This window comes from Sphingobium anseongense (assembly GCF_037725245.1).
Classification (GTDB): Bacteria; Pseudomonadota; Alphaproteobacteria; order Sphingomonadales; family Sphingomonadaceae; genus Sphingobium.
Window position 1 is genome coordinate 27951 of record NZ_JBBJUL010000009.1, and the last position, 25859, is coordinate 53809.

Consider the following 25859-nt stretch of genomic DNA (forward strand, 5'->3'; position numbering starts at 1 on the left):
CTCAGGATCGACGCGGCGATCGCGGAGTCGCGTCCATGCGGCGCCAGGATGATCGCGCGTTGGGAAAGGTCGTGACCCAAATCGCTAGTCTTTCAGCAATTTGGGCGCATCGCGCACTTCAACGAACGTGGGCACCCCGCGCAATATGCCCTGGAACCCTGACAGCGGTTCGCCAAAGCGGATGCCATAATCGCCGATCTTATATTCGCGGATCGTATGCTCATGCGCGCCGGTACGTTTCTTGATGATCGAAATGGCGCGCCGCACATGGCCCATCGCTTCGAAATAGCGCAGCAGGACGACGGTGTCGGCCAGATAGGTGATGTCGACGGGCGATTTCATGTCGCCCACCAGACCATGCTGGGCGACGGTCAGAAACGTCGTCGCGCCCTGGCGGTTCAGATATTGCAGCAATTCGTGCATGTGCAGGATCAAGGCGCTCTCTTCGGGCATCGCCGCCTGATATCCGTTCAGGCTGTCGATAATGATCGTTTGCACCTTGTGCTTTTCGACACAAGTACGCACGCGCTGGGTAAACTCCCCAGGTGACAATTCGGCCGCGTCCACCTGTTCAACAATCAGTTTTCCTTCATCGACCATCGCCTGCATGTCGATGCCAAGGCCCATCGCGCGATTGAACAGCAGCCCAACTTCCTCATCGAATACGAACATCGCCGCCCGCTCGCCACGATCGACCGCCGCGGCCACGAAGGTCAGCGTAAGCAATGACTTGCCCGTGCCTGCCGGACCCAGCACCAGCACGCTCGACCCGCGTTCTATGCCCCCGCCCAAAAGCGCGTCGAGTTCGGGGGCATTGCTCTTGAGCAACTCGCGCACGAAGGCTGTCTTGTGCTCGGCCGACACCAGTCTGGGAAAGGCCTGGACGCCGCCCTGCGCAATGATGAAGTCATGATAGCCGCCACGATAGCGCCGGCCGCGATATTTCGCGACGCGCAACCGGCGCCGTTCCGGGCCATATTCCGGCGACATTTCCTCCAGCCGGATCACGCCATGGGCGACGCTGTGCACCGTCTTGTCGGCGACCTCGGCGGTCAGGTCGTCCAGCATCAAAACGGTCGTATTCTGCCTGGAGAAGAAATGCTTGAGCGCGAGGATCTGGCGGCGATAGCGCAGCGAACTTTGCGCCAGCAGGCGAATTTCGGACAGGCTGTCGAGTACGACCCGGTCAGGTTTCACCTCGTCGAACATTTCGAATATACGTCGCGTGGTTTCGCCCAGTTCCAGGTCGGACGAATACAGCAGGCTCTGCTGCTGCTGTTCGTCCAAAAGGCTTTCGGGGGGGACAAGCTCGAACAGGTCGACGCCGCTCAGGTCCCAGCCGTGCGACCGGGCGCTTTCGTGCATCTCGTCGATATTTTCCGACAGGGTGATGTACAGGCATTTTTCCCCCTGCGCCGCGCCCTGCATCAGAAATTGGGTGGCGATGGTGGTCTTGCCCGTGCCGGGGCTGCCTTCCAGCAGGAAAACCCGGCCCCGTGTGAGTCCGCCGTTCAATATGTCGTCAAGGCCAAGCACGCCAGTACCAGCATACTCGGTAGATGCGTCCGTCATATGTGCCTTTTCCCTATCGATACCCACGCCACCGCGCTAGCACAGTCGTTGCGTGCGCGAAAAATCATTCACCTTGACCTGCATCAAGGATCATGTCGCAGCAGGCTCTGCACGCATATGGTCGCGCGCAGGAAGGAAGCGATCAGAAATTCGCGGACAGATTTAACGAGCCATAGCGCGTCCAGTTCCCCGGCGGCGCGTTCGGCGCATCGCGCAGGAAGCGGCCCTTGGCCAGCAGGACGCCATCGAATTCGAACCGCAGCCGGGCGGGAACGATCCAGTAGCGAAGCCGCGCCTCGATCTGGTGACCGGCGAAACGCCCCGACCGGCCGGTCGAATCGCGCACATTGGTCGATGAAAAGCTGTCATCCTTCGCCGCCAGCCACATCGGCCGATAGACCGCGAACCAGTCCAGCCGCTTGTCCGGGGCGGCTTCCAGGCGAATGCCCGCCGTCATGATGTTGGCCCGTCCGACGCTGTTATATATGCCAGAGGGCGCAAGGTCGGCGCGACGCATGCCGAACAGGGTGTCGAACCGCCCGAATCGTCCACCCCGTCGGTCGCCGCTGGCCCGGTCGAATTCGACAGACAGACGCGGTTTCCAGGGACCTGAGAAACTATATCCCATATCGGCATGGAAGAAGGTCGCGCTCACCCGCTGCCGGGCGGCCGCCGCCGCGGCGGAAACGCTGGCATGGCCGGTCTGGTACAATGCCTCGACCTCATAGTCGATGCGATCGGGATGCGGCTCGCGGATCACCCGACCGCCCAGGGTATCGAGCGACCGGTCGCGGGTCGGACGGCCGGGCGCATCCCGTTCGCCAAGGTGGAAATAGGTCAGTTCCGCCGTTGCTTGGCCAAGGATCCTGGCCCTGCTGACCTGACCGCCCCATAACACCAGGTCGAAGCCTTCCCGGTCCAGCCGAACCCTGGTCTCGCGCAGCCCTTCGCGATCGTCTGGCCGGCGCTGCTGCGGCAGGACATAGATCGCCGTTGCCTTCCAGCCCCGCGGCGCGACGACGTCGGCGCGCAGCCCGGTATAGCCGTTGGTGGTGTTGCGATAATCATCGGCTGCGACCAGGCGTCGCGACCCCAGATTGAGCATCATGCGCCCGGCGGTCATCGTCAGCATCGTACCCCGGCCGAAGGCATCGGCGAAATCGGCCGCGACATAAGCCTGGACCGGCTCGATCGCATTGACCTCGCTGGTGCTGACGGGCGATCCTGCATCCTCGCCCCACACCCTGCTGTCGTACAGCTCCACGCCGACGCGCAGCGCGCCCTCGCTATATTCGGCTTTCAGGGTGGTTCGCAGGTTGACGAGCTGATCGCTCTGGTTGAACCCGGTACGGGCTTGCCCGCCGATCGCTTCATATCGCAATCGAACGGTGCCGGTCACGCTCAGTCCGTCGCCGCCATCCTGCCCGCGCGCGGGCGCCGCCAGCGCCATCAGGCCGCCGACACAGCCGGACATGAGCGACAGCATCGACCCAAGATGTTTCAGGAGAGCCATGGTCATTGGCGCTTCGCTCGGCTCAGGGGCGCATCTTCGGGCGACGTCACCCGTTGCGGGCGCGGGGCATAAGAAAAGGGCGGTCCGCGCATGCGAACCGCCCTATCCATGAAATTCTCGCTCGCGCGAAGATTAAATCGCGTTCGCGGCGTTGACAGCGGCGTTGTCGGCAGCATTGGCTGCGTTCATCGCGTTGTCCGAAGCGTTGACGGCGTTTTCGATGACGTTCTCGACGACTTCGTTAGAAGCGTTCGCGGTCTCGTTGGCCGGGGTCTCACCGCAAGCGGCGAGGGCCAGCAGGCCGGCCGAAGCGAAAACAGCTGCGATCTTCTTCATTGTGTACGGCTCCCATAGCAATATGCCGCGTCTGGCACTTGTTGATGTGACCCTACGCGAGCGACCCGCATTAACGTGTGCGTTGCACAAATCAATGCTTTTCTAAGTCGGTGAACCGATGGAATCACGCGACCGGCTGTTGTCTACTATGAAAGTGCAGTTAAAGCCCAGCCTTTCCGCGTGGCCGTGCAAGGGGGCGGGGCAGGGGATGACGGGTCCGCAAAACACCCCGCGCGGGGCGGGGGCAGGCGGATTTCGGCAAGCACGCGGTGCAAGCTGCCCCTGGCGATTTGCCAATATGCGCGGCCTTCGCTAACCGGGCGCCAAATCGTTCGTCCTTCCTTCTCGGAGCTGAACCCCATGTCCGCCTCATCGCAATATGCCTTCGTCATGAAGGGCATGACCAAAACCTTCCCCGGCGCCGCCAAGCCGGTGCTCAGCAACATCAACCTGCAATTCTATCGCGGGTCCAAGATTGGCATCGTCGGTCCCAATGGCGCGGGCAAGTCGACCCTCATCAAGATCATGGCCGGCATCGACACGGACTTTTCGGGCGAGGCATGGCCGGGCGAGAATATCACGGTCGGCTATCTGGCGCAGGAACCGCAACTCGACCCGACCAAGACGGTGCTGGAAAACGTCAAGGACGGCGCGCGTGACACCGCCGACAAGATGGATCGCTTCAACGAGATCAGCAATATCATGGCCGACCCGCCCGAGGACGTCGATTTCGACGCGCTGATGGAGGAAATGGGCACGCTCCAGGAACAGATCGACGCGGTCGACGGCTGGACGCTCGACAACCAGCTGGAAATCGCGATGGAGGCGCTGCGCTGCCCGCCGTCCGACTGGTCGGTGGAAAATCTGTCGGGCGGTGAAAAGCGCCGCATCGCGCTCACTCGCCTGCTGATCCAGAAGCCCGACATCCTGCTGCTCGACGAACCGACCAACCATCTCGACGCCGAAAGCGTCACCTGGCTGGAAAATCACCTGAAGGAATATGCCGGCGCGGTGCTGATGATCACCCATGACCGCTACTTCCTCGACAATGTCGTCGGCTGGATTCTCGAACTCGATCGCGGCAAATATTTCCCTTACGAAGGCAATTATTCCACTTATCTGGAAAAGAAGGCCAAGCGCCTTGAGCAGGAGGATCGCGAGGCCACGGGCCGCCAGAAGGCGATCAATGACGAACTGGAATGGATCAGGGCCGGCGTCAAAGGCCGGCAGACCAAGTCCAAGGCGCGTATCAAGAAGTTCGAGGAACTGGTCGCGGGCCAGAACAACCGGACGCCCGGCAAGGCGCAGATCGTCATCCAGGTGCCCGAGCGCCTCGGCGGCAAGGTGATCGAGTTCAAGAACATCTCCAAGGCATTCGGCGACAAGCTGCTGTTTGAGGATCTGTCCTTCCTGTTGCCGCCGGGCGGCATCGTCGGCGTCATCGGCCCGAACGGTGCGGGCAAATCCACGCTGTTCAAACTCATCACCGGGCAGGAAACGCCGGATTCGGGCGATATCGACATCGGTTCGACCGTGCGCCTGGGCTATGTCGACCAGAGCCGCGACCATCTCGACCCGACGAAGAATGTCTGGGAAGAGGTGTCGGACGGTCTGGATTACGTCAAGGTCAACGGCCACGACATGTCGACCCGCGCCTATGTCGGCGCGTTCAACTTCAAGGGGCAGGACCAGCAGAAGAATGTCGGCAAGCTGTCGGGTGGTGAGCGCAACCGCGTCCACATCGCCAAGATGCTAAAAAAGGGCGGCAACGTCCTGCTGCTCGACGAACCGACCAACGATCTCGACGTCGAAACGCTGGGCGCGCTTGAAGAAGCGATCGAAAATTTCGCGGGCTGCGCGGTTGTCATCAGCCATGACCGCTTCTTTCTCGATCGCCTCGCCACGCACATCCTCGCGTTCGAGGGCGACAGCCATGTCGAATGGTTTGAGGGGAATTTCGAAGCCTATGAGGAAGATAAGCGCCGTCGCCTGGGCGATGCGGCCGATCGCCCGACCCGGCTCGCCTACAAGAAGCTTACCCGTTGATCGTCACGCGGTTGCAACAAACGCAATCGCGATGACAGTCTTCGCATTTGCACAGTAGCGATTCGAAACGCATATGCAGGAGGCCTTTCAGGCATCCTCTCCTAAAACTTATCAGGCCGGTCCTTCTGGGACCGGCCTTTTTTTCGATTTGAAGGGGGCGGCGGATGGGCGGCGGCAGCCGGATTGTCGTCAGGCGATGCTGACGAAACTGTCCATCACCCGCTTGCGACCGGCGGTTTCGAAATCGATCTCCAGCTTGTTGCCCTCGATCTCCGCGACGATGCCATAGCCGAATTTCTGGTGAAAGACGCGCAGGCCCACCGCCATGTCATCCCGGCCCTTGTTGCCCAGCGATATCGCTGAACTGCGGGCTTCGACGATGCGGGCCGGTTCGCGGCTGAAATGACCGGTCGATTGGGCGCGCTGCCATCCGGGGCCGCGTCCCGTGCCGCGCTGGACATCGGCGAAGGGGTCGGCGTGTTCGGACCAGTTGGCGCGCCATAGCGACGCACCCCCCGCCATGCTGCTTTCCTCATCGACATGGTCGCGCGGCAATTCGCCCACGAAACGCGACGGGATGGAACTGGTCCACTGGCCGTAGATGCGGCGATTGGCGGCATGCAGGATCACGCATTTGCGCCGCGCTCTTGTGATGGCGACATAGGCCAGGCGGCGTTCCTCCTCCAGGCTGTTGAGACCGCCTTCGTCCAATGCCCGTTGCGACGGGAAAATGCCTTCTTCCCAACCGGCAAGGAAGACGGTTTCGAACTCCAGCCCCTTGGCCGCATGGATGGTCATGATCGTGACCTTGCGCTCGTCCGCCTGCGCGTCATTATCCATGACCAGGCTGACATGTTCGAGGAACGCGCCCAGCGTATCATATTCCTCCATCGCGCGGGCAAGTTCGGACAGGTTTTCCAGCCTGCCGGCGCTTTCGGTGGTGCGATCGGCTGAAAGCATCGCGGTATAGCCGCTCTCGTCGAGTATCAGGCGCGCCAGTTCCGCATGCGGCAGTTGCGCCGCGCGGTCGCGCCAGCGGGCAAGGTCGCCGATGAAGCTGCCGAGCGCCCGTCGCGCCTGCGGCGTCAGTTCGTCGGTGTCGAGGATGCGGGCGGCCGCCAGCGTCATCGGAATGCCCTGCGCCCGCGCAAGGCGATGGAGCTTTTCGACCGCCTTGTCGCCAAGCCCGCGCTTGGGCACATTGACGATCCGTTCAAAGGCGAGATCGTCGGCGGGCTGGTTGACCAGCCGCAGATAGGCGAGCGCATCGCGGATTTCGGCGCGCTCATAGAAACGAAAGCCGCCGACGATGCGATAGGGCATGCCGATGGCGATGAAGCGGTCCTCGAACTCGCGGGTCTGGTGCTGGGCGCGCACCAGGATGGCGACGGTGTCGATCGTGCCGCCGCGGCGCTGGATGCCTTCGATTTCCTCGCCGACGCGGCGGGCCTCCTCAGGCCCGTCCCACACGCCAAGCACCTGAACCTTGTCGCCCTGCGCCTCCTGCGTCCACAGGGTCTTTCCCAGCCTGCTGCTGTTTTCGGCGATGACGCCCGACGCGGCGGCGAGAATATGGGGCGTCGATCGGTAATTCTGCTCCAGCCGAATGATGGCGGCGCCGGGAAAATCCTTTTCGAACCGCAGGATATTGGCCACTTCCGCGCCACGCCATGAATAGATCGACTGGTCGTCATCGCCAACGCAGCAGATATTCTTGCGTGTCTGCGCCAACAGCCGCAGCCATAGATACTGGCTGGAATTGGTGTCCTGATATTCGTCCACCATGATATATTTGAACCGCTGCTGATACTGTTCCAGCACGTCGCGGTGGCCTTTCAATATCGTCAGAACATGCAGCAGCAAGTCACCGAAATCACAGGCGTTCACTTCGCGAAGGCGCGTCTGGTAGGCGGCATAGAGCTTCTGCCCCTTGCCCTGTGCATAGCCTTCGCTCTCGCCCGCTCCGATCTCGCCGGGCGTCAGTCCCTTGTTCTTCCACTGGTCGATCAGGCCGCCCAGCTGGCGCGCGGGCCAGCGCTTTTCGTCGATTCCCTCCGCCTGGATCAACTGCTTCATCAGCCGGAGCTGGTCGTCGGTGTCGAGGATGGTGAAGTTGGACTGCAACCCCACCAGTTCGGCATGGCGGCGCAGCATCTTCGCGGCGATCGCATGGAATGTGCCGAGCCAGGGCATCCCCTCGACCGCTTCGCCGATCATCCGCCCGACCCGCTCGCGCATTTCGCGCGCCGCCTTGTTGGTAAAGGTCACCGCCAGTATTTCCGAAGGCCAGGCGCGGCGCGTCGCCACCAGATGCGCCAGGCGCGCGGTCAGCGCGGCGGTCTTGCCGGTGCCGGCCCCTGCCAGCACCAGCACCGGCCCCTCGGTCGTCAGCACGGCTTCGCGCTGCGGGGCGTTCAAACCGCGCAGATAGGGCGGATCGTCGGGGGAGGGAGCAGGAAGAGTCATGGCCTCAATGCAGGTAGGGGCGGGGGCGGGAGCGGGCAAGGACGCAAAGGCCGCGGCCGCTTGCGCTCCCTCCGCGTATATGAGAACAAACAGAGAATCAATCAGGGAGAGCGTTATGGCCACGGGCGGATGTCACTGCGGTGCGATACGATATGAGGTACGGGGCGATCCGGCCTACAGCACGCTTTGCCATTGTTCGGATTGTCGGCGGACCACCGGCGCGCCGATGGTGGGATGGGCGCTGTTTCCTCAAACCGCCGTCACGATCATCGGCGATCCGGTCGAATATCGCTCGTCCGCCGATGTCGTACGGCGCTTTTGCGGCGCGTGCGGCACCAGCCTCTTCTATACCAATGCCGTCGTCTTTCCGGGCATGATCGACATTCAGAGCGCGACGCTGGACGACCAGGCCCGGTTTCCGCCGACCGCCCACATCCAATATGCCGCCGCCGCGCCATGGATGGACGCCAGCCACGATCTGCCGAAATTCGATCATTATCCGGAATAGAAGGGCTGTTCCGCAAACGTCTCGGGCGATGACCGGAACGGTTCGTCGCACGTCTGGAACGGGTGCATCGCCGATCAGGTTCTCTACCGGCCCCCCATGTTTCGACCGGGCGAGAAAATAAGGAAGGATGTTCCGATGAGAACCATCATGTTGACCGGGCTTGCCGCTCTCACTTTGGCTCTGGCAGGCGGCGCGACCGCCCAGACCACGTCCGATCCGACGATGCAGCCGCCGGGGACGGAAACGCCCTCCGCGCCCGACAATGTTCCAGCGCCGACGGACCAGCCCGGCATGGGCACGGATCCCAATGCGGGCGTGCCGACCGGCGCCGTTCCTGCCGATTCGGGGATGGCGCCCGCGCCCGCCGGTGCGCCCGCCGATCCGACAGCGCCTGTGGGGTCGTCCAGCAATCCGGTCACGGTCGGTGGCAACATGACGCCGCCGCCCGCCGAAGCCAAGGATTACCCCCTGTGCAGCCGAACGGTGCAGGACAGCTGCATCAATCCGGGCGAGGCGAAGCGCAGGCCTCGTCGCTGACAGACGGCGCGGGCGGGCGGGGGCGCGCGGCCAGAAGCGCCGCAAGCCCCGCCCGGTCGCGCGCCGCGTCGGCCAGGCTATAGCGATCGAGCACGGCCATGAATGCGTGCGTGGCTTCGGCCAATATTCCGGTCAGCCCGCATGCGGGGCGGATCGCGCAATGGGCGCAATCCGCCATTGTCATGCCCGGTTCGGCATGCCGCACCACATCGCCTATTCCGATCGCGTCGGCGGGGCGGGCGAGGGCGAAGCCGCCTCCGCGTCCCCGGCGGGTGTCGATGAATCCGCCCAGCCCCAGGCTGTGCACCACCTTCATCAGGTGGCTGCGCGACAGATCGTAGCTGTCCGCGATTTCCGTGATCGTCGCGCGCCCCGACGGCGTCGCCGCCAGGTGGATGAGGACGCGCAACGCATAGTCGGTGTGTCGAGTGAGTTGCATAGCCATTCCATGCCCTGCTGCGGCAAGCGATAAAACATATATCCTATTAACATCTTTAATGCCTCGATATATCCGATCGCTGCAACCGTTAGAAAGGCGTTTCCATGAGCAAGCCATTGTCGCAGCAGACCGTCGACATCGTGAAGGCTACCGGCCCCGCGCTTCAGCAGCATGGCGTCGCCATCACCACCCGCATGTATCAGCGGCTGTTCGAGGATGCGGAGGTCAAGGCGATGTTCGATCAGGCGGCGAAGGAAAGCGGCGAACAGCCCCGGCGACTGGCGGCGGCTATCCTGGGCTACGCGCAGAATATCGACCGTTTGCGGGCGCTCGACGGTGCGGTCGCGCGGATGGTCGCGCGCCATGTCGAAACGGGCGTGAAGGCCGAACATTATCCCAAGGTCGCCGCCGCGCTGCTGCCGGCGATCCGCGACGTCCTGGGGGCGGATGTGGCGACCGATGCCGTGCTCGACGCCTGGGGGGAAGCCTATTGGTTTCTGGCAGACCTGCTGATCGCGAAAGAGGCCGATGCCTATGCCGCGGCGGCCTGATCGGCCCGCAACAATGTGAGCCGCGCCTTGCCGACGTCGCGAACGGCGTCGGCGGCAAAGCCCTTGACCGACACATCCTCGCGCCGGTCGGTTTCGATGCTGACCCAGGTCGCAGGGCCGGTCCAGCCGAGGCGCGAAAGCTTGTCGAGCGCCACCGAGCCGGCGCCGCTGCCATAGGGCGCGTCCATGAAGATAAGGTCGAGCGGGCGCGGCGCCTGGCCCAGCGTCAGGACCGACGCGGGGCGGATGTCGGGGCTGACGCCGAACCGCTCGCCATTGGCGCGGATGGCGTCGAGCGCGGCCTTGTCCTGCTCCACGAACAGGCAACTTGCCGCGCCACGCGAAAGCGCTTCATAGCCCAGCGCTCCCGATCCGGCGAAAAAGTCGCCGACCGCCAGTTCCTCGAACGAGCCGATGCGGCTGACCAGCATCGAAAAAAGCGTCTCGCGCGTCCGGTCGGCGGTTGGCCGCGTCGCGTCTCCCTTGGGCGCGACAAGCGGGCGGCCGCGCCACTGACCGGCGATGATCCTCATTGTTTGGGTATATCCTTGAGCGTCTTGCGAAAGATGTGGAGGTCATGCTGGGGCACCTCTCCGATCGCCCCTGACGCCAGCTCTCCCAGCAGAAATGGTCCGTAGCTGGTGCGAATCAGGCGGCTGACCTGCAACCCCAGATGTTCGAGCACGCGGCGGACCTCGCGATTCTTGCCTTCGGTCAGGGTCATCTCGATCCACTGGTTGCGGCCGGTGCGCCGTTCCAGATTGGCTTCGATCCGGCCATAATGAATGCCGTCAATCTCGATCCCGTCGAACAGATCCTCCAGCTGCTGCTGGCTGACATCGCCGAAGGCGCGGGCGCGATAGGTGCGCGGCACGCCGGTGGCGGGCAATTCCATCTGCCGCTTGAACCCGCCGTCGGTGGTCATCAGCAACAGGCCTTCGGTGGTCATGTCCAGCCGGCCGATCGGCATCAGGCGCGGCAGGTCCGGCGGCAATATGTCGTATATGATGGATCGCCCCTGCGGGTCGCGTTCGGCGGTAAGGTAGCCCGAAGGCTTGTGAAACAGGAACAGGCGCGTCGGCGCGGGCGGCGCCACCGACACGCCATCGACGGTGACGCCCGCCAGCGTCTCCAGCAATGTGGCCGGGGTCGTCAATGTTTCGCCGTCGAGGGCGATGCGACCATCCTCGATCATCCGCTCGATCTCGCGGCGCGACGCGATGCCGGCGCGGGCCAGCAATTTCGCGATGCGCTGCGGTCCTTCGCCCGCGCTCTCCCCGGCGCGGGCCGGGTGGGGATTGGCGGGCTTCGCGGGCGCCTTGTTGGCTCGCCGGGGTCTTGCATAGGGGCTGACGGGCGTGCCCGGCGCGCTCTTCGCGCCAAAGGGCTGGCGCTTGCCCGGCACGGACTTGCCCCCCGCGCCTGCGCCTGACCCCGCGCCTGACCCCGCGCCTGACTTTGCACCGGGCGGACGAGGGCGGCGAGGCCCCGATTTTTTTGGCGGTTCCAGCGACGGATTCCTTTTCGCGGCGACGTGCCCACCCCATATCCGGGGCGGGTATCAAAAATTGACGAACAATGCTGTCCCGACGCTCAAGCGAAGGGACGGGGCAGCCGGCGGGAAACCGCCGCCGACCCCCGGCGTTGAACGGCTAAATGGCGCATACAGGGCGGAACGGCAATGTTTTTCGGACGTGACAGGGTGGGGCGCGGCCTCGGGGCGGCCAGGACGGCGATCCATTCGATCCTCGTTGTCGAGGACGAGCCGCTGGTGGCGTTCGACAATGAGCATTTTCTCGAACAGGCCGGCTATGCCGTCGTCGCGACCGTCGACGCCTATGACCAGGCGATCGCCGCGATCGATGCAGGCGGAGTAGATCTGGTGATCGCGGATATCGGTCTTCATGGTCCCAAGACGGGCGTCGATGTCGCGCTGTACGCCCATGGCCGCACCGTGCCCGTGCTGTTCGTCACCGGCGCCTGCCCGGCCGATGCCCGGCACCTTGCGGTCGGCTGTCTTGCCAAGCCCTATTCGCAGCGCGATCTGCTCGCCGCGATCGGTGTCGTCGATGCGGTCCTGCTAGGTGTCCAGCATGGCCGGGTGCCCGCCGGCATGCAGCTGTTTCGGGGTGACCAGCGGCCAAATTCCTGATCAGCCGCGGCAAAAGCTGCCTAACGGGTTGTTAATCAATCGGGCGCATCATCATGTCCTATCTTTGGGAGAGGGTCGGATCATGATTGATGATATGGCTGAAACCTTGCGCATGGCCCGTTTGGAAGGCGCGATCGCCGCGCGTTGGGTTGTTCCCCGTCCGGCGATGCGCAGCCTGCGCCGCGAAGCGCGACAGGTCGGCGGCACCGGCATCACCCGCATATTGGGCTTGCCCATTGAAATCGCGCGGACGCCCGACGGCAAATTCAGTCTGCTGGTCGAAACCACCGAACGCACCGACTGATCGGGCCGTTGCCCGCACGGGCCGGTTCGCCGCCCGCTGCACGGGTCGTTTGCCCAAGGCGCTTGCCTGCACGTGAATTGCTCATATGGTGCCTCGTGACTTCATGGGGGCAGGGCATTGATAGGGCAGGGCGAGCATGACAAGGCAAGCTGGCGGAACGCGGTGCGTCCCTATTTCGAAAAGGCGCCGCTCACCGCCCTGTTTCTTGGCATTTCATCAGGATTTCCGTTCGCGCTGCTGGCCGCGACCCTGACCAACCGGCTGGCCGAAGCGGGCATCGAAAAGAAATCGATATCGGCCTTCGCGCTGGCCTTGCTGGTTTACAGCTTCAAATGGATATGGGCGCCGCTCGTCGACCGGCTGCGTCTGCCATTCCTCGCGGGCGCATTGGGGCATCGCCGGTCCTGGCTGTGGTTTTGCGGCTGCGGAGCGGCGGCCGCCGTCGCGGTCCTGGGCGCGGCCGATCCCTCGACGGGGCTGCGCGCCGTCATCATCGGCGCGCTTCTGCTGGGCTTTGCCGGCGCGACCTTCGACATCGTCATCGACGCCTACCGCATCGAATTGCTGCGGCCCGACCAGTTGGGGGTGGGGTCGGGCATGTCCCAATATGGCTGGCGGCTGGGCGCTTTCTTCGCCGCCAGCATCGCCCTGGCGGTCGCCAGCATATCGTCCTGGTCGCTGGGCTATGTCGCGTGCATCCCGCTGGCCTTTGCCGGCCCGATCGCTTCGCTGTTCGCGGGCGAACCCGCCCGGCATCGCGAACCAAAGCCGCTGAAATCCGTGCGCGAAGCCCTGTCCGCCTTCACCAGCCCGCTCGTCGATTTCTTTCAGAGGCGGGGGGCGTTGGTCGTCCTGCTGTTCGTGCTGGTGCACAAGATCGGCGACACGATGGCCAATCTGATGATCCGCGACCTGCTGGTGGGGCTTGGCTTTACCAAGCCGGAAATTTTATGGGGCGATGTCTGGGTCGGCTTTTTCGCCCTGCTGGCGGGCATATTCGTCGGCGGAATGCTCTATGCCCGGCTTGGCATGAAGCGATCGGTGCTGCTCAGCCTCGTGCTGATGGCCGTATCCAACATCAGTTTCGCGGCATTGGCGGCGGCGGGCCATTCGATGCCGATGCTGGCCTGGACCATCGGCTTTGAAAATTTCGCCAGCGGCATCGGCGGCGTCACCGTGGTCGCCTATCTGTCGGCGCTCTGCAATCTCTCCTTCACGGCGACGCAGTTCGCGCTGCTCTCCGCCGCTGCCGCTATCGTCGGCCGTTTCCTGACCGGAACCAGCGCCGGCGTGCTGATCGAACGGTTCGGCTATGTCGATTTCTACCTGCTCACCACCGCGCTGGCCGTGCCGGGCATCGTCCTGTTCTGGCTGATGATGCGCGCGGGCCTGATCGAAGCCAGCGTCGGCAGCGCGGGCACGCAGCCCCCGCCGGATCAACCGGCGGCGTAGAGGTCGAGCGGGCGGCCCAGGTCGCCATAGCTTTGCGCTACCGCCTGCAAGCAGGTCAGCGCGCCAAGCGCATGGTCGTTGCCGAGCAGCGCGGCCAATTGCCGATACGCAGCGGCGGGATCGTCCAGTGCGGTGCCGATAGCGCCGATCACCAGCGCCTCGTCCCCGGTCATGCGCGCGCAGCAACAGGGTGCCACCAATATCCTGCGGCTCGATGCGCGCGCCATTTCCAGCATCATCGCGCGCATCAGCACCAGCGGGCGGCGATAGCTTTTGCCGAATGCGCCCAACATGGCGTTGGCGGCGTGCGCGTCGTTCACGCCGTCGCTGGCCATCCGCCGCATGACGAACAGGAACAAGCGGTTGCCATAGCCAAGCGGCATCGGCCGGTTCGACTCGGTTGCGGGGTGATTCTCTCCATATGCCATATGAGCGGCCTCCTGCTGTGGTTAGCCATCATGATGGCGCTATTGCGAGTCAATCGCAACAACTTTGTGGAAGATTAATCGGGATATTGATCATTGAGGCGCAGCGCCTCGCCCGCCAGGTAAAGAGATCCGGCGATCAATATCTGGGACGGCTGCATCACGCGGTCGATCGCGGCCAGGGCACCGGGCAGGTCGGCATATGGCGTGCAGCCGATATTCCATCGGGCGGCGACCGCCGCGAACCGATCCGCCCCATGATGGTCATGCCCCGGCACGGGCACGGCATGGATATGCGCGATCTTGCCCGCGAACGGCGCCAGGAAATCGTCCGGGTCCTTGTTGGCGAGCATCCCGATGACGAGGTGGACCGGCTCGCCGCCGATCCGATCGGGCGTGAAGAACGCGCCGATCGCTTCGCCCGCGCCCGCATTATGGCCGCCGTCCAGCCACACGGTACTGCCCGCGTGAAGCAGGTCGACCAGCGGCCCCGGTTCGAGCCGCTGTAGCCGGGCAGGCCAGTGTGCCCAGAGCGGCGCTGCCTTGAGCGCCGATTCATGGACCGGGACGATGTCCTGATGGCGCAGCATCGCAAAGGCGAGCGCGGCATTGGTTGCCTGATGCGCGCCGGGCAACCGGGGCAGGGGGGTGTCGAACCGCCCCTGCGCATCGCGATAATGAAGCCGATCGCGATAGGTCGCCGCGTCCCAGCCATCGCCCATCGGCAACCAGGTGGCCCGTGCCTTGGCGACCGCGTCGAGCAGCACCGGATGCAGCGATTCGGGATAGCGCTGCGTCACCAGCGGCACGCCCTGCTTGGCGATCCCCGCCTTTTCCGCAGCGATCTGCGCCAGCGTGTCGCCCAGAAACGCCTGATGATCCACGCTCAACTGCGCGATGCCGCATATGGCGGGGGCGGGGATGACGTTGGTCGCGTCCAGCCGGCCGCCCAGCCCCACCTCGATGACGCACGCGTCGGCGGGGTGCTCGGCAAAGGCGAGGAACGCGGCCGCCGTCGTCACTTCGAAGAAGCTCGCGCCCACGCCATCGGCAATGTCGAGCACGCGGGCGAGATTATCGGCCAGCGCATCGTCGCCGATCAGCGCGCCGTTGATCCTGATCCGCTCGTTGAATCGCACCAGATGGGGCGATGTGAAGACGTGCACGCTCCTGCCGTCCGCTTCCAGCGCGGCGCGCAGGAACGCGCAGGTCGATCCCTTGCCATTGGTGCCCGCGACATGAAAGACCGGCGGCAGCGCCAGATGGGGATCGCCCAGCCGGGCGAGCAGCGTCGTGATCCGCTCCAGCCCCAATATGTCGGCGCCGGGCGACAGCAGCGCCAGCCGGTCGAGCTGTGCCTGAACGCCCGCGTGGGTAGAAACGGCATGGTCGGGCATTGCGGTTCCGCCCGTCGCGTCAGGCGGCTTGCGGCGTCAGATAGCCGATCACGCGCGCCAGCGTGTCGCGCAGATCCTTGCGCGGCACCACCATGTCGAGCATCCCATGCTCCAGCAGATATTCGGACCGCTGAAATCCTTCGGGCAGCTTCTCGCGGATCGTGCTTTCGATGACGCGCTGGCCGGCAAAACCGATCAGGGCATTGGGTTCGGCGATCTGGACATCGCCCAGCATGGCGTAGCTGGCGGTCACGCCGCCCGTCGTCGGATCGGTCAGCACGACGATATAGGGCAGTCCGGCGGCATGCAGCTTGCGGATCGCCACGGTCGTTCGCGGCATCTGCATCAGCGACAATATGCCTTCCTGCATCCGCGCGCCGCCGGCGGCGGTAAAGATCACATAGGGGCATTTATGCGCGATCGCGTCGTTCACGCCCTGGATGAAGGCCGCGCCCACGCCCATGCCCATGGAGCCGCCCATGAAAGCGAAATTCTGCACGCCCATGACCAGCGGCACATCATCGATCGCACCGCGCGCGTTGATCAACGCTTCCTGTTCGCCGGTCACGTGGCGCGCTGCCTTCATGCGGTCGGGATATTTTTTGGAATCGCGGAATTTCAGCGGATCTTCCTGCACCTGGGGCGTGGGCAGCAGAATGAAGCCCGCGTCCAATATATGCTCGAACCGTTCGGACGGGCCGATGCGGCCATGATGGTCGCATCGCGGACACACCGAAAGATTGTCCTCCCATTCCTTGATGAAGATCATCTCGGCGCAACCGGGGCATTTGTGCCACAGCGTTTCGGCGCTGCCTTCCTTCTTGGCGATGAAGGGAATGGCGTTGCGGACGCGGTTGATCCAGCTCATGCGGCGCTCTCTCTTGCTGTGCCGACGCGGGCGGTGTCGATTGCGCCCCGCAGGGTTGCGGTGAACGCCTGGACGAAGGGGGCGGCGGCCGATCCGTGCGATCCGACCAGGTCGACAATGGCGGAACCGACGACCACGCCGTCGGCGACACGGCCGATCGCGGCGGCCTGCGCCGGTGTGCGAACCCCAAAGCCGACCGCGACGGGCAGGTCGGTCGCGGTCTTGAGGCGCGCGACGGCATCTTCGATATTGGCGAGCGCCGCCTGCTGCTTGCCGGTGATGCCCGCGACCGAAACATGATACAGGAATCCGCTCGCGCCGTTCAGCACGGCGGGCAGGCGCGCCGCATCGGTCGTGGGCGTCGCCAGGCGGACGAGATGAACACCGGCAGCACGCAGCGCCGGACCGATTTCGGCATCTTCCTCCGGCGGCACATCGACGCAGATCACGCCATCGACACCGGCCGAGCGGCATGCGTCCGCAAACCATTGCGGTCCACGGATCAGCATCGGATTGGCATATCCCATCAGCACCAGCGGCACTTGCGGATGGCGTGCGCGGAAATCGGTGGCCAGCGCAAAGATGTCCCTCGTCTTCGTCCCCGACCCCAGGCTGCGCAGGTTCGCCAGCTCGATCGCCGGACCGTCCGCCATCGGATCGGTAAAGGGCATGCCCAGCTCGATGATGTCCGCGCCGCCCGCGACCAGCGCGTCGAGCACGGACGGCGTATCGGCCACGGTCGGATCGCCGGCGGTGACGAAGGTGATCAGCGCCGCGCGGCCCTGCGCCCGGCAGGCGGCGAAGCGGGCGGAGAGGCGGTCCATGCTCATCACATCTCCGCTCCCAGCGCCGACGCCACGGTGAATATGTCCTTGTCCCCCCGGCCCGAAAGATTCACGACGATGATCCGGTCCGCGTCCATCGTCGGCGCGATCTGCTGCGCGGCGGCGATGGCGTGCGCGGATTCGAGCGCGGGAATGATCCCCTCGCAGGCCGACAGCGTCTGGAAGCTCGCCAGCGCCTCGTCATCGGTGATCGGCACATATTTGACCCGACCGATTTCGTGCAGCCAGCTATGTTCGGGACCGATGCCGGGATAATCCAGCCCGGCCGAAATGCTGTGCGCCTCGGTGATCTGCCCGTCCTCGTCCTGCAACAAATAGGTGCGGTTGCCGTGCAATATGCCCGACGCGCCGCCCGCCAGCGACGCGGCATGCTTGCCGGTCAGGCCCTCGCCCGCCGCCTCGACGCCCACCATCGCGACTTCGGGATCGTCCAGGAACGGATGGAACATGCCGATGGCGTTGGACCCGCCGCCGACCGGTGCGATCAGCATGTCGGGCAGGCGGCCTTCGGCTTCCATGATCTGGTCGCGGATTTCCCTGCCGATCACCGACTGAAAATCGCGCACCAACTGGGGATAGGGGTGCGGGCCGGCGGCGGTGCCAATGATGTAGAATGTGTCGTGGACGTTCGACACCCAATGGCGCAGCGCGTCGTTCATCGAATCCTTGAGCGTCTGCGACCCCGACGTGACCGGGATCACCTCGGCCCCCAGCAGCTTCATGCGGAACACGTTGGGCGCCTGCCGCTCGACATCCTTGGCGCCCATGAAGATCTTGCATTCCATGCCAAAGCGCGCGGCGACGGTGGCGGTGGCGACACCGTGCTGGCCGGCGCCGGTTTCGGCAATGACCTTCTTCTTGCCCATCCGCCGGGCGAGCAGCGCCTGGCCGATGCAATTGTTGATCTTGTGCGCGCCGGTGTGGTTCAGCTCCTCGCGCTTGAGGTATATTTTCGCGCCCTTGCCCGGCACCGCATCCGCGCGCAGCATCTGCGTCAGCCGTTCGGCATAATATAGCGGGTTGGGGCGGCCGACATAATATTTGAGGAGATGGGTGAACTCCTCGTCGAAGGCGGGGTCGTTCTTCGCCGCCTTATAGACCTTCTCCAGCTCCAGGATGAGCGGCATCAGCGTTTCGGCGACGTAACGGCCGCCAAACGCGCCGAAATGTCCGTTGGCGTCGGGCTGGCTGCGCAGGCTGTTGGGCAGGGTGATTGGTTCGGTCATCGTCGTTTCAATTCTCTCAAGGGTGGACGGGGCTGTTCGCAAGCGATCAGCGCCATCGTGTCCCTTCACGCCGGGCAGGTGCGGTAATGGTGGCGGACTGCGTCGGCATCATGATGAAACCGCTTTGCAGAAGGCCATGATCTTGTCCACACTCTTGACCCCCGGCGCGCTTTCGACGCCGGACGACACATCTATCAGTTGCGCGCCGGTCACGCGGATCGCCTCGGCGATATTGTCGGCGGAAAGCCCGCCCGACAGGCCCCATGGGATGGACAGCGGCGCCCCGCGCAGCAGTGTCCAGTCGAACCGCAGCCCCATGCCCCCCGGCAACGCCGCGCCTTCGGGCGTCTTGGCATCGAACAACAGGCGGTCGACCGCCCCTAAATAGGCCGCGGCGCGGGCGATATCGGCCGCCGTCTTGACCGCAATCGCCTTCCACACCGCCAGCCCGAAGCGCTGGCGGATTGCGGCGGCGCGCGCGGGGCTTTCATTGCCATGCAGCTGGATCGCCGACAGCGCGCCCGTCGCGCACAGTTCGGCCAGCAATTCGTCGTCGGGGTCGACCACCACCGCCACCCGTCCGATATCGCCGGGCACGCCGGCGGCCAGCGCCGCCATCTGCGCCGGGTCGACATGGCGCGGGCTTTTGGGGAAGGACACGAATCCCACATGGCTCGCACCCGCGCGCACGGCCGCGCCGACGGTGTCGGCGGTCGACAGACCGCAAATCTTGATCGCGAGTCGGGACATGGGTGCCGCCTTAGGATGTTGGCCGGGTAAGGTCCATGTCGTGCAGCGCGAGCCATTGATCGGCATGGTCGATACACGCCTGCCCCAGAAATGCGTCGAGCGCGGCGACGATCTGGGCGTCGTCCATTTCGCGCGGGTCCAGCGGCGGGTGCCAGCGCAGGGCGAAATGCGGCCCGCTCGTCCGCGCGAGATAGAATGGCAGGAATCGCGCGCCGACCTTGCGCCCCAGCCGCAATGCCACCGACAGGTTGCCCGAAGGCGGCAGGTCGCGGCCGAAGGTCGGAAACCAGACTTGAAAATCGCGCCGCTCGTCGAGCAGGATATAGAGCGTCGCGCGGTCCTTTTGCGCCAGATGCTTCATCACCCCGCGCGCCGCGCCCTCGCCGCCGATCGCTTCGCCCATATAGCTTTGCCGCGCCCGCTTGAGCAGCGCCGCCTGCGCCGGGTTCTGGGGCGCATCATAGATGCCCAGCCCCGGCCGGTCGGTCGACGCCTTGATATAGGCGGCCAGCAGGTCCCAGTTGCCGGTGTGAACCGTCAGGCTGATCATCGGGCCGGGGCCGTCCAGCACGGCCTGATACCCCGCCTTGTCCTCCACCATGACATGGTCGTCGTTCACCAGCCGGTCGATATTGGCCAATTCCCCTATGGTCCGGCCGATATTGAACCATCGCCGCGTCAGCATCGCCTCGCGCTCGGCTTGGCCAAGGTCGGGCCGCAACAGCGCCAGGTTGGCGCGCGCGCGCGCATCGCGCAGCTTCATGCGCCGCCGGGCGACATGGGCGGAAAGCCATCCGCTAAGCCAGGACGCCCATGCCGCCGGCAGGTGGCGCATCAGCCAGAAGAGAAAGGGACTGGAGAGCATCGCTCCAGCGTCATACAGCAGGGACGCACATGGTAAAGGGGCGCGAACGGGGTGACGGGACTGATGCTGGCGGCGATGACGCTGTGGCTGTTGATGCAGGGGCTGACGCTGATCGGCGTCGGCAATTATCTGGCCAACCTGCCGCGCGATCGCAAGCAGGAGCCGGCCGACGGCGTGGTCGTGATCCTGAGCGTGCGTGACGACTGGGACGGATCGCCGGACCTGATCGCGCGGCTGGAGCGGCAGGATGTCGCGGGCTTCCGCCTGCTGGTCGCGACATCGGGGGAGTGCCCGGCGGCGCTGGCGCTGGCCTCGCGGGAACCGGGACGGGTGCAACTGGTCGCCGCCGGACGAGCGGCGGACGAAGGCCAGAAGGTTCACAAGCTGCGCGCGGCGCTGCGTGCGCTGCATCCCGACGATCGCTATCTGGTCTTCATCGACGCCGACATAGCGCCCCCGGCGCGGCTGATCGGACGATTGCTGTTCCCGCTGGTGCGCGACAAGGCGGACATTGTGACGGGCTACCGCCTGCTGCTGCCCGCGCGCGGGCGACCTGCGCTCGCGCTGGTCGGCGCGGTCGAAATGCAGCTGGCGACGCTGCCGCGCTTTCCCAGCGCCACCATGCCCTGGGGCGGGGCGATGGCGATGCGGCGTGAAACGGCGGACCGGCTGGGCCTCGATGCGGCACTGGCCGGGCGGCTGTCCGACGACATGGCGATCGGACTGGCGGCATGGCGCGCGAAATTGCGGCTGCGCCCGGTGCGCGACCTGCTCGTCGCCAGCCCGCTGGATGAACGGACGGGGGCGGCGCTGGCGTTCGCGGTGCGGCAATATCGGCATATCGCCACCAACAGCATGGGCATGTGGGCATTGGCGACGGCGGTGGCCGCGCTTCAGTCCGCGGGATGGCTATGGGCGCTGGGGTGGGGCGGATGGCCGGCGATCGGCATCGGCTATGGCGCGGCCTGGGGTCGCATGCTGCTGCGACGGCGGATCATAGCCGGCGTGGTCGAACCCGAACAGGCGATAGCGGCGCGGCGCTCGCTCGCATGGGATGTCGTTGCGCCCTTTGCGATATGCTGGATGCATCTGGCGATCCAGCTCGTTGCCGTGTCTTCAAGCACGATTCGCTGGGGCGGCTATGACTATCGGGTCCAGCGCGGGCGAGTGACGCGGATGGCGCGGGTGGATCAGAACCCCGCCGGAAACTGATGCGTCCCATCGTCGCCCAGCCGTAGGACGACCTTGCCCGCGACCGCGCTCATCGGCAGATCGGCATAGAGGTGCGGGAACAGCGCCCCGCCGCGCGAGGGTTCCCACCTGATCAGATCGCCAAAGGCAGCTAGGTCCACCATCAGCATCACCAGGCCGTCCTGGCCGGCGAAATGCCTGGCCGCCGTCTCCGCCGCCTGGTTGCGCGTCGACAGGTGAATATAGCCGTCGGCCAGGTCCACCGGGGCGCCGGCAAAGACGCCATCGGCCTTGAACCGGGCAAATTGGTCGGCGGTCAGTATCTTGAAGGCGAAAAGTTCGGTCATCGTTTCTGCATGATCGCGCTTGCCGGCGATCGCAACGAAAAAGGCCCCGGATCGCGCCGGGGCCTCTCTCATTTCCTGTCTGCCGATCAGGCCAGCGCCACCCGCATCTTGCCCAGCTGGTCGCCGGCAATCCGCATCATCGCCTTTTGCAGCTTCTCGAACGCCCGCACCTCGATCTGGCGGACCCGCTCGCGCGACACGCCATAGACCTGGCTCAACTCCTCCAGCGTCTTTGGCTCCTCGGCCAGTCGACGCTCGGCCAGGATATGCTTTTCCCGGTCGTTGAGGTCGCTCATCGCATCGACCAGCATTTCATGGCGCAGCGCCTTTTCCTGCTCGTCGGCGACGCGCTCGTCCTGCAAGGGGTCGGTATCCTGCAACCAGTCCTGCCACTGGCCCTCGCCATCTTCGCGCATCGGCACGTTGAGCGAGGTGTCGCCACCCATCGCCATGCGGCGGTTCATGGACACGACATCATCCTCGCTGACGCCCAGGTCGGTCGCGATCCTGGTGACGTCGGCGGGCTTGAGGTCGCCGTCCTCGAACGCCTCGATATTGTTCTTCATCCGGCGCAGGTTGAAGAACAGCTTCTTCTGCGACGCGGTGGTGCCCATCTTCACCAGGCTCCACGACCGGAGGATGAATTCCTGTATCGACGCGCGAATCCACCACATCGCATAGGTGGCGAGGCGGAAGCCGCGTTCAGGCTCGAATTTCTTGACGCCCTGCATCAGGCCGATATTGCCTTCGGAAATCAGCTCGCTGACCGGCAGGCCATAGCCGCGATAGCCCATCGCGATCTTCGCCACGAGGCGCAGATGCGACGTCACCAGTTGCGCCGCCGCTTCAGGATCCTGATGTTCGGCATAGCGTTTGGCGAGCATATATTCCTGCTCGGGCGCGAGCAGCGGAAATTTGCGAATTTCCGACAGATAGCGATTGAGGCTGGCTTCACCGCCCAGCGCCGGCACGGCGGGGACATTGCTCTTGCTGGCCATGTCACAATTCCTTCCCTTATCATGCTCGGCGGGACCCGGATGAGGCATCCTGCGCCGCAGCAAACTTGTCGAACCTTATACGTGGAGCTGGCTTAACAGTTCCTGCATATCCGCCGGAATCGGACTTTCGAACGACAGGGCGACTTGCGTTACGGGATGTATGAAGCCCAGTGTCCGCGCGTGCAATGCCTGCCTTTTGAAACCCAATGTTTCCAGTATTGATTTGAAACCTTTTTTGTCTCTCGCATAAACCGGATCGCCGATCAAGGGGTGGCCGATATGCGCCATGTGCACGCGCACCTGATGCGTGCGCCCGGTTTCCAGCCGGCACTCCATCATCGCCGCGCCGCGCAGCGGCCTGATGGTGCGATAATGGGTGATCGCATGCTTGCCGCGTCCTTCCCGATGAACGGCCATCTTCTTTCGATCGGCGTCGCTTCGCCCGATCCATGTGTCGACCGTCCCCGCCGCCGGCGCCGGCACGCCATAGACGACCGCGTTATAGAGGCGCCGGATCGAATGGTCCTTGAACTGCCGCGCCAGCCCTTCATGCGCGCGATCATCCTTGGCAACGACCAGCAGCCCCGACGTATCCTTGTCGATCCGGTGGACGATGCCCGGCCGCGCGACGCCGCCGATGCCCGACAACTGCCCCCGGCAATGGTGGAGCAGCGCGTTGACCAGCGTGCCGTCCAGGTTGCCGGCGGCCGGATGGACCACCAGCCCCGCCGGCTTGTCGACGACGATCAGATGCTCGTCCTCGTAAATGACTCGCAGCGGAATGTCCTGCGCGATCGCCTCGGCCGCGACCGGCGCGGGCAGGGTGATGCGATAGGCCTGGCCGACGACGACCTTCATGGATGCATTGCGCGCGGGCGCGTCGCCCGGCCCCGTTACCTGCCCGCCCAGGATCAGGGCCTTGAGCCGTTCGCGCGACAGGTCGGGCAAAAGGTCGGCCAGCGCCCGGTCGAGCCGCGCGCCCGCTTGCGCCTCGCCGACCATCACCGCAATAGTGGAAACCCCCGAACCCATTGGCTGGCAATGTAGGCATGACAGTGCATATTTCAAGATCGCTGCTGGATCGGATCAGGGGTCAGGCGGCGGCGCAACCGACGGAAATCTGCGGGTTGCTGCTGGGGTGCGGGGACAGGATCGACGCGATCCTTCCCGCCGGCAATGTCGCGCCCGACCCGGCCCGCCATTTCGAACTGGACCCGGCGGTGCTGATCGGCGCGCATCGCGCGGCGCGGCAGGGCGGGCCGGCGATCGTGGGCCATTATCATTCGCATCCGTCGGGCGTCGCGGTTCCATCGGCGCTCGACGCCGCCTCGGCCGCGCCAGACGAGGGCATCTGGATGATCGTGGCGGCCCAGGACGTGCGGATATGGCGCGCCGGGCCGGGCGAGGGCGGGGTCGTCTTCCGCGAGGCACGGCTGGTGGTCGATTAGCCGTTCGGGGCGACGCACGGGGTTGCATCGCCTCGCCCCGCGTCGCATTAGGCGGAGGGTCGCGGCGAAGCGCGCGGCCCCATAAAAGCACAACAGTCAGGCAGCATCGTTCATGACAAGCCCGGATATCGTCAGCGAAAGCATTGAATTTGCAAGTCTTCTCTGCTCGCGCCTCTGCCATGATCTGTTGAGCCCGGTCGGCGCGCTGAACAACGGGCTGGAACTGATGGCGGACGAAACCGACCCGGAAATGCGCCAGCGCTGCCTCGAACTGCTGGGCGACAGCGCGCGGACCTCCGCCAACAAGCTGAAATTCTTCCGGCTGGCGTTCGGATCGGCCGGCGGTTTCGGCGATGCCGTGCCCACCCACGAAGCGCGCGTCGCGATCGAGGGCATGTTCGCGCAAAGCGGCCGGGTGAAGCTGGGCTGGCTGGTCGAGGATGATCTGCTGGGCAAGCTGCCGGTCAAGATATTGCTCAACCTCGCGCTGATCGCCGGCGACGCGCTGGTGCGCGGCGGGCAACTCGATGTCGGCGCGGAACGGCGCGATGGCCTGACTGAAATCGTCGTCCGCGCCGAAGGGCCAAAGGTCGTGCTCGATCCTGAACTGCGCGCGGCGCTGGCCGGCACCCTGCCGCCGGCGGGGCTGTCATCGCGCACCGCCGCCGCCTGGATGGTGCGCGCGCTGGTGGTCAGCGCGGGCGGCGAGATCGTCCTGTCGGCGCCCGGCGATCCGGCGCTGCTGTTCGGCGCCGCGATGCCGGGCTGATCCGCCCGCCATCATCGTCCGCCGCGTCGCTCCAGGGCATGCATTTCCGCGCGTGACAGCAGCAGGTCCAGATCCTCGCGGCTGATGTCGAAACTGTCCGCCATGTCGGCCAGCGCCAGGTCGATATCCTCCAGATGAAAGCCCGCGGCCTCGCGCACCGATCCCAGGTCCGCGGCGGCAACCCCCGGCTGATGCGGGAAGCTGTGCCCGGACAGGCGATGGAAGAACATCGCCAGCGACACCAGCGCGATCGAATTGAGCGCCACCGGCGCGAACGCAAAGCTGTAGCCCGCCGCGTGGATCGCCGGGCTGCCGATCACGGCAGTCAGCGCCGCCGCGCCGCCGGGGGGATGCAGGCAGCGCAGCAGCGACATCGCCAGGATCGCGCCGCCCACCGCCACGCCTCCGGCCAGGAACGGATCGGCGATCATCCGCGCGGCGGTAACACCGACCAGTGTCGACACGATATTTCCGCCCACCACCGACCATGGCTGGGCCAGCGGGCTGGCGGGTACGGCAAAGACCAGCACCGCCGACGCCCCGATCGGCGCGACGATGATCGGCAGGTCGCTTGTCGCCAGCGGGAACTGGGCGCAGATCACCATGGTCAGCGCGATGCCCGCCATCGCGCCGAAGCAGGCGAACAATCGGTCGTACAGCGTCGCGCCCGCCAGCATCGGTCGCGCAAAGGGCCAGCGGCCCCCTTCATCCTCATTCATCATGGCCCTCGCAATCGAGGGCCTCCATTCCGCAGCGCGAGGGGAAAAGCCAGACGCGGTTTCTTTTCGCCCGAAAAGCAAAAGGCCCGGTCGCGCGTGCGACCGGGCCTTTCCCTAAAGGCAGCCGTGAAAGGG

The 25859-nt window shown here is 65.0% G+C and carries 28 protein-coding genes; 10 read left to right on the forward strand and 18 right to left on the reverse strand.

All coding sequences use genetic code 11. The features are described from left to right. Positions 1–84: 84 nt before the first annotated feature. From WG908_RS12655 to WG908_RS12665, 3 genes are all read right to left on the reverse strand, one after another. Complete coding sequence (locus tag WG908_RS12655; protein ID WP_340186956.1) at positions 85–1572, reverse strand: ATPase domain-containing protein; 1488 nt, start codon at positions 1570–1572, stop codon at positions 85–87. Between the two features lie 142 nt (positions 1573–1714). Continuing rightward, complete coding sequence (locus WG908_RS12660) at positions 1715–3091, reverse strand: alginate export family protein (RefSeq protein WP_340186957.1); 1377 nt, start codon at positions 3089–3091, stop codon at positions 1715–1717. 126 nt (positions 3092–3217) lie between these two features. Next, entirely contained in the window at positions 3218–3421 is a 204-nt protein-coding gene (locus WG908_RS12665; RefSeq protein WP_340186958.1) for a hypothetical protein, read from the reverse strand. 360 nt (positions 3422–3781) lie between these two features. Here WG908_RS12665 and ettA point away from each other — a divergent pair, with 360 nt between their 5' ends. Next, positions 3782–5467 (forward strand): energy-dependent translational throttle protein EttA, encoded by a 1686-nt coding sequence (ettA, locus tag WG908_RS12670; RefSeq protein ID WP_340186959.1) that lies wholly within the window; start codon positions 3782–3784, stop codon positions 5465–5467. A gap of 189 nt (positions 5468–5656) precedes the next feature. On the opposite strand, the gene WG908_RS12675 is transcribed toward ettA, so the two are convergent. Then, positions 5657–7933, reverse strand: coding sequence for an ATP-dependent helicase (locus WG908_RS12675; RefSeq protein ID WP_340186960.1), 2277 nt, complete (start codon positions 7931–7933; stop codon positions 5657–5659). Between the two features lie 115 nt (positions 7934–8048). On the opposite strand from WG908_RS12675, the gene WG908_RS12680 reads away from it, so the two are divergent. Together WG908_RS12680 and WG908_RS12685 are read left to right on the forward strand one after the other, a co-directional pair. Beyond that, positions 8049–8441, forward strand: coding sequence for a GFA family protein (locus WG908_RS12680; RefSeq protein WP_340186961.1), 393 nt, complete (start codon positions 8049–8051; stop codon positions 8439–8441). A gap of 135 nt (positions 8442–8576) precedes the next feature. Further along, a complete protein-coding gene (locus WG908_RS12685; protein ID WP_340186962.1) occupies positions 8577–8978 on the forward strand; it encodes a Fe-S oxidoreductase in 402 nt (133 codons plus the stop codon). Here WG908_RS12685 and WG908_RS12690 read toward each other — a convergent pair. Further along, a complete protein-coding gene (locus WG908_RS12690) occupies positions 8941–9417 on the reverse strand; it encodes an Rrf2 family transcriptional regulator (RefSeq protein ID WP_340186963.1) in 477 nt (158 codons plus the stop codon). The genes WG908_RS12685 and WG908_RS12690 overlap by 38 nt on opposite strands. Positions 9418–9521: 104 nt before the next feature. On the opposite strand from WG908_RS12690, the gene WG908_RS12695 reads away from it, so the two are divergent. After that, positions 9522–9968 carry a globin domain-containing protein gene (locus WG908_RS12695; RefSeq protein ID WP_340186964.1) on the forward strand — a complete coding sequence of 149 codons (447 nt, stop codon included), beginning with the start codon at positions 9522–9524 and terminating at the stop codon, positions 9966–9968. On the opposite strand, the gene rsmD is transcribed toward WG908_RS12695, so the two are convergent. Next, the gene (rsmD, locus tag WG908_RS12700) at positions 9950–10501 is read right to left on the reverse strand and encodes a 16S rRNA (guanine(966)-N(2))-methyltransferase RsmD (protein ID WP_340186965.1); all 552 of its coding nucleotides are present in this window, start codon (positions 10499–10501) and stop codon (positions 9950–9952) included. The genes WG908_RS12695 and rsmD overlap by 19 nt on opposite strands. After that, complete coding sequence (locus tag WG908_RS12705) at positions 10498–11373, reverse strand: pseudouridine synthase (RefSeq protein ID WP_445326720.1); 876 nt, start codon at positions 11371–11373, stop codon at positions 10498–10500. The genes rsmD and WG908_RS12705 overlap by 4 nt, the downstream gene beginning before the upstream one ends. 276 nt (positions 11374–11649) lie before the next feature. On the opposite strand from WG908_RS12705, the gene WG908_RS12710 reads away from it, so the two are divergent. The 3 genes from WG908_RS12710 (at position 11650) to WG908_RS12720 (ending at position 13876) form a co-directional block, all read left to right on the forward strand. Continuing rightward, positions 11650–12120, forward strand: coding sequence for a response regulator (locus WG908_RS12710; RefSeq protein WP_340186966.1), 471 nt, complete (start codon positions 11650–11652; stop codon positions 12118–12120). A gap of 94 nt (positions 12121–12214) precedes the next feature. Next, positions 12215–12424: a hypothetical protein gene (locus tag WG908_RS12715; RefSeq protein ID WP_340186967.1), complete on the forward strand. Its 210-nt coding sequence runs from the start codon at positions 12215–12217 to the stop codon at positions 12422–12424. 120 nt (positions 12425–12544) lie between these two features. Beyond that, entirely contained in the window at positions 12545–13876 is a 1332-nt protein-coding gene (locus tag WG908_RS12720; protein ID WP_340187063.1) for an AmpG family muropeptide MFS transporter, read from the forward strand. Here the strand turns inward: WG908_RS12720 and WG908_RS12725 are convergent. The 7 genes from WG908_RS12725 to WG908_RS12755 all read right to left on the reverse strand — a co-directional run bounded on the left by WG908_RS12725 (position 13861) and on the right by WG908_RS12755 (position 20252). Continuing rightward, positions 13861–14304, reverse strand: coding sequence for a DUF6628 family protein (locus WG908_RS12725; RefSeq protein ID WP_340186968.1), 444 nt, complete (start codon positions 14302–14304; stop codon positions 13861–13863). The two genes, WG908_RS12720 and WG908_RS12725, sit on opposite strands and share 16 nt — an antisense overlap. Positions 14305–14378: 74 nt before the next feature. Next, positions 14379–15698, reverse strand: a complete 1320-nt coding sequence (locus tag WG908_RS12730; protein WP_340186969.1) for a bifunctional folylpolyglutamate synthase/dihydrofolate synthase — start codon at positions 15696–15698, stop codon at positions 14379–14381. 19 nt (positions 15699–15717) lie between these two features. Continuing rightward, the gene (gene accD / locus WG908_RS12735; RefSeq protein ID WP_340186970.1) at positions 15718–16566 is read right to left on the reverse strand and encodes an acetyl-CoA carboxylase, carboxyltransferase subunit beta; all 849 of its coding nucleotides are present in this window, start codon (positions 16564–16566) and stop codon (positions 15718–15720) included. Next, on the reverse strand, positions 16563–17390 hold the full coding sequence (gene trpA, locus WG908_RS12740) for a tryptophan synthase subunit alpha (protein WP_340187064.1): 828 nt from the start codon (positions 17388–17390) through the stop codon (positions 16563–16565). The genes accD and trpA overlap by 4 nt, the downstream gene beginning before the upstream one ends. A gap of 5 nt (positions 17391–17395) precedes the next feature. After that, on the reverse strand, positions 17396–18637 hold the full coding sequence (gene trpB / locus WG908_RS12745) for a tryptophan synthase subunit beta (RefSeq protein WP_340186971.1): 1242 nt from the start codon (positions 18635–18637) through the stop codon (positions 17396–17398). A gap of 108 nt (positions 18638–18745) precedes the next feature. Beyond that, a complete protein-coding gene (locus WG908_RS12750; protein ID WP_340186972.1) occupies positions 18746–19387 on the reverse strand; it encodes a phosphoribosylanthranilate isomerase in 642 nt (213 codons plus the stop codon). A 10-nt stretch (positions 19388–19397) separates the two neighbouring features. After that, on the reverse strand, positions 19398–20252 hold the full coding sequence (locus tag WG908_RS12755; protein ID WP_340186973.1) for a lysophospholipid acyltransferase family protein: 855 nt from the start codon (positions 20250–20252) through the stop codon (positions 19398–19400). A gap of 63 nt (positions 20253–20315) precedes the next feature. On the opposite strand from WG908_RS12755, the gene WG908_RS12760 reads away from it, so the two are divergent. Beyond that, positions 20316–21464 (forward strand): glycosyltransferase, encoded by a 1149-nt coding sequence (locus WG908_RS12760; protein ID WP_340187065.1) that lies wholly within the window; start codon positions 20316–20318, stop codon positions 21462–21464. Here the strand turns inward: WG908_RS12760 and WG908_RS12765 are convergent. The 3 genes from WG908_RS12765 to WG908_RS12775 form a co-directional block, all read right to left on the reverse strand. Then, positions 21443–21790, reverse strand: coding sequence for a DUF952 domain-containing protein (locus WG908_RS12765; protein WP_340186974.1), 348 nt, complete (start codon positions 21788–21790; stop codon positions 21443–21445). The genes WG908_RS12760 and WG908_RS12765 overlap by 22 nt on opposite strands. Positions 21791–21876: 86 nt before the next feature. Further along, a complete protein-coding gene (gene rpoH / locus WG908_RS12770) occupies positions 21877–22788 on the reverse strand; it encodes an RNA polymerase sigma factor RpoH (RefSeq protein WP_340186975.1) in 912 nt (303 codons plus the stop codon). 75 nt (positions 22789–22863) lie between these two features. After that, positions 22864–23820: an RluA family pseudouridine synthase gene (locus WG908_RS12775; RefSeq protein WP_340186976.1), complete on the reverse strand. Its 957-nt coding sequence runs from the start codon at positions 23818–23820 to the stop codon at positions 22864–22866. Positions 23821–23837: 17 nt separating this feature from the next. Here WG908_RS12775 and WG908_RS12780 point away from each other — a divergent pair, with 17 nt between their 5' ends. After that, a complete protein-coding gene (locus WG908_RS12780; RefSeq protein WP_340186977.1) occupies positions 23838–24236 on the forward strand; it encodes a M67 family metallopeptidase in 399 nt (132 codons plus the stop codon). 112 nt (positions 24237–24348) lie between these two features. Then, positions 24349–25005, forward strand: a complete 657-nt coding sequence (locus WG908_RS12785) for a histidine phosphotransferase family protein (protein WP_340186978.1) — start codon at positions 24349–24351, stop codon at positions 25003–25005. A gap of 11 nt (positions 25006–25016) precedes the next feature. Here WG908_RS12785 and WG908_RS12790 read toward each other — a convergent pair whose 3' ends face one another. Further along, positions 25017–25727: an HPP family protein gene (locus WG908_RS12790; protein ID WP_340186979.1), complete on the reverse strand. Its 711-nt coding sequence runs from the start codon at positions 25725–25727 to the stop codon at positions 25017–25019. Between the last annotated feature and the right edge of the window lie 132 nt (positions 25728–25859).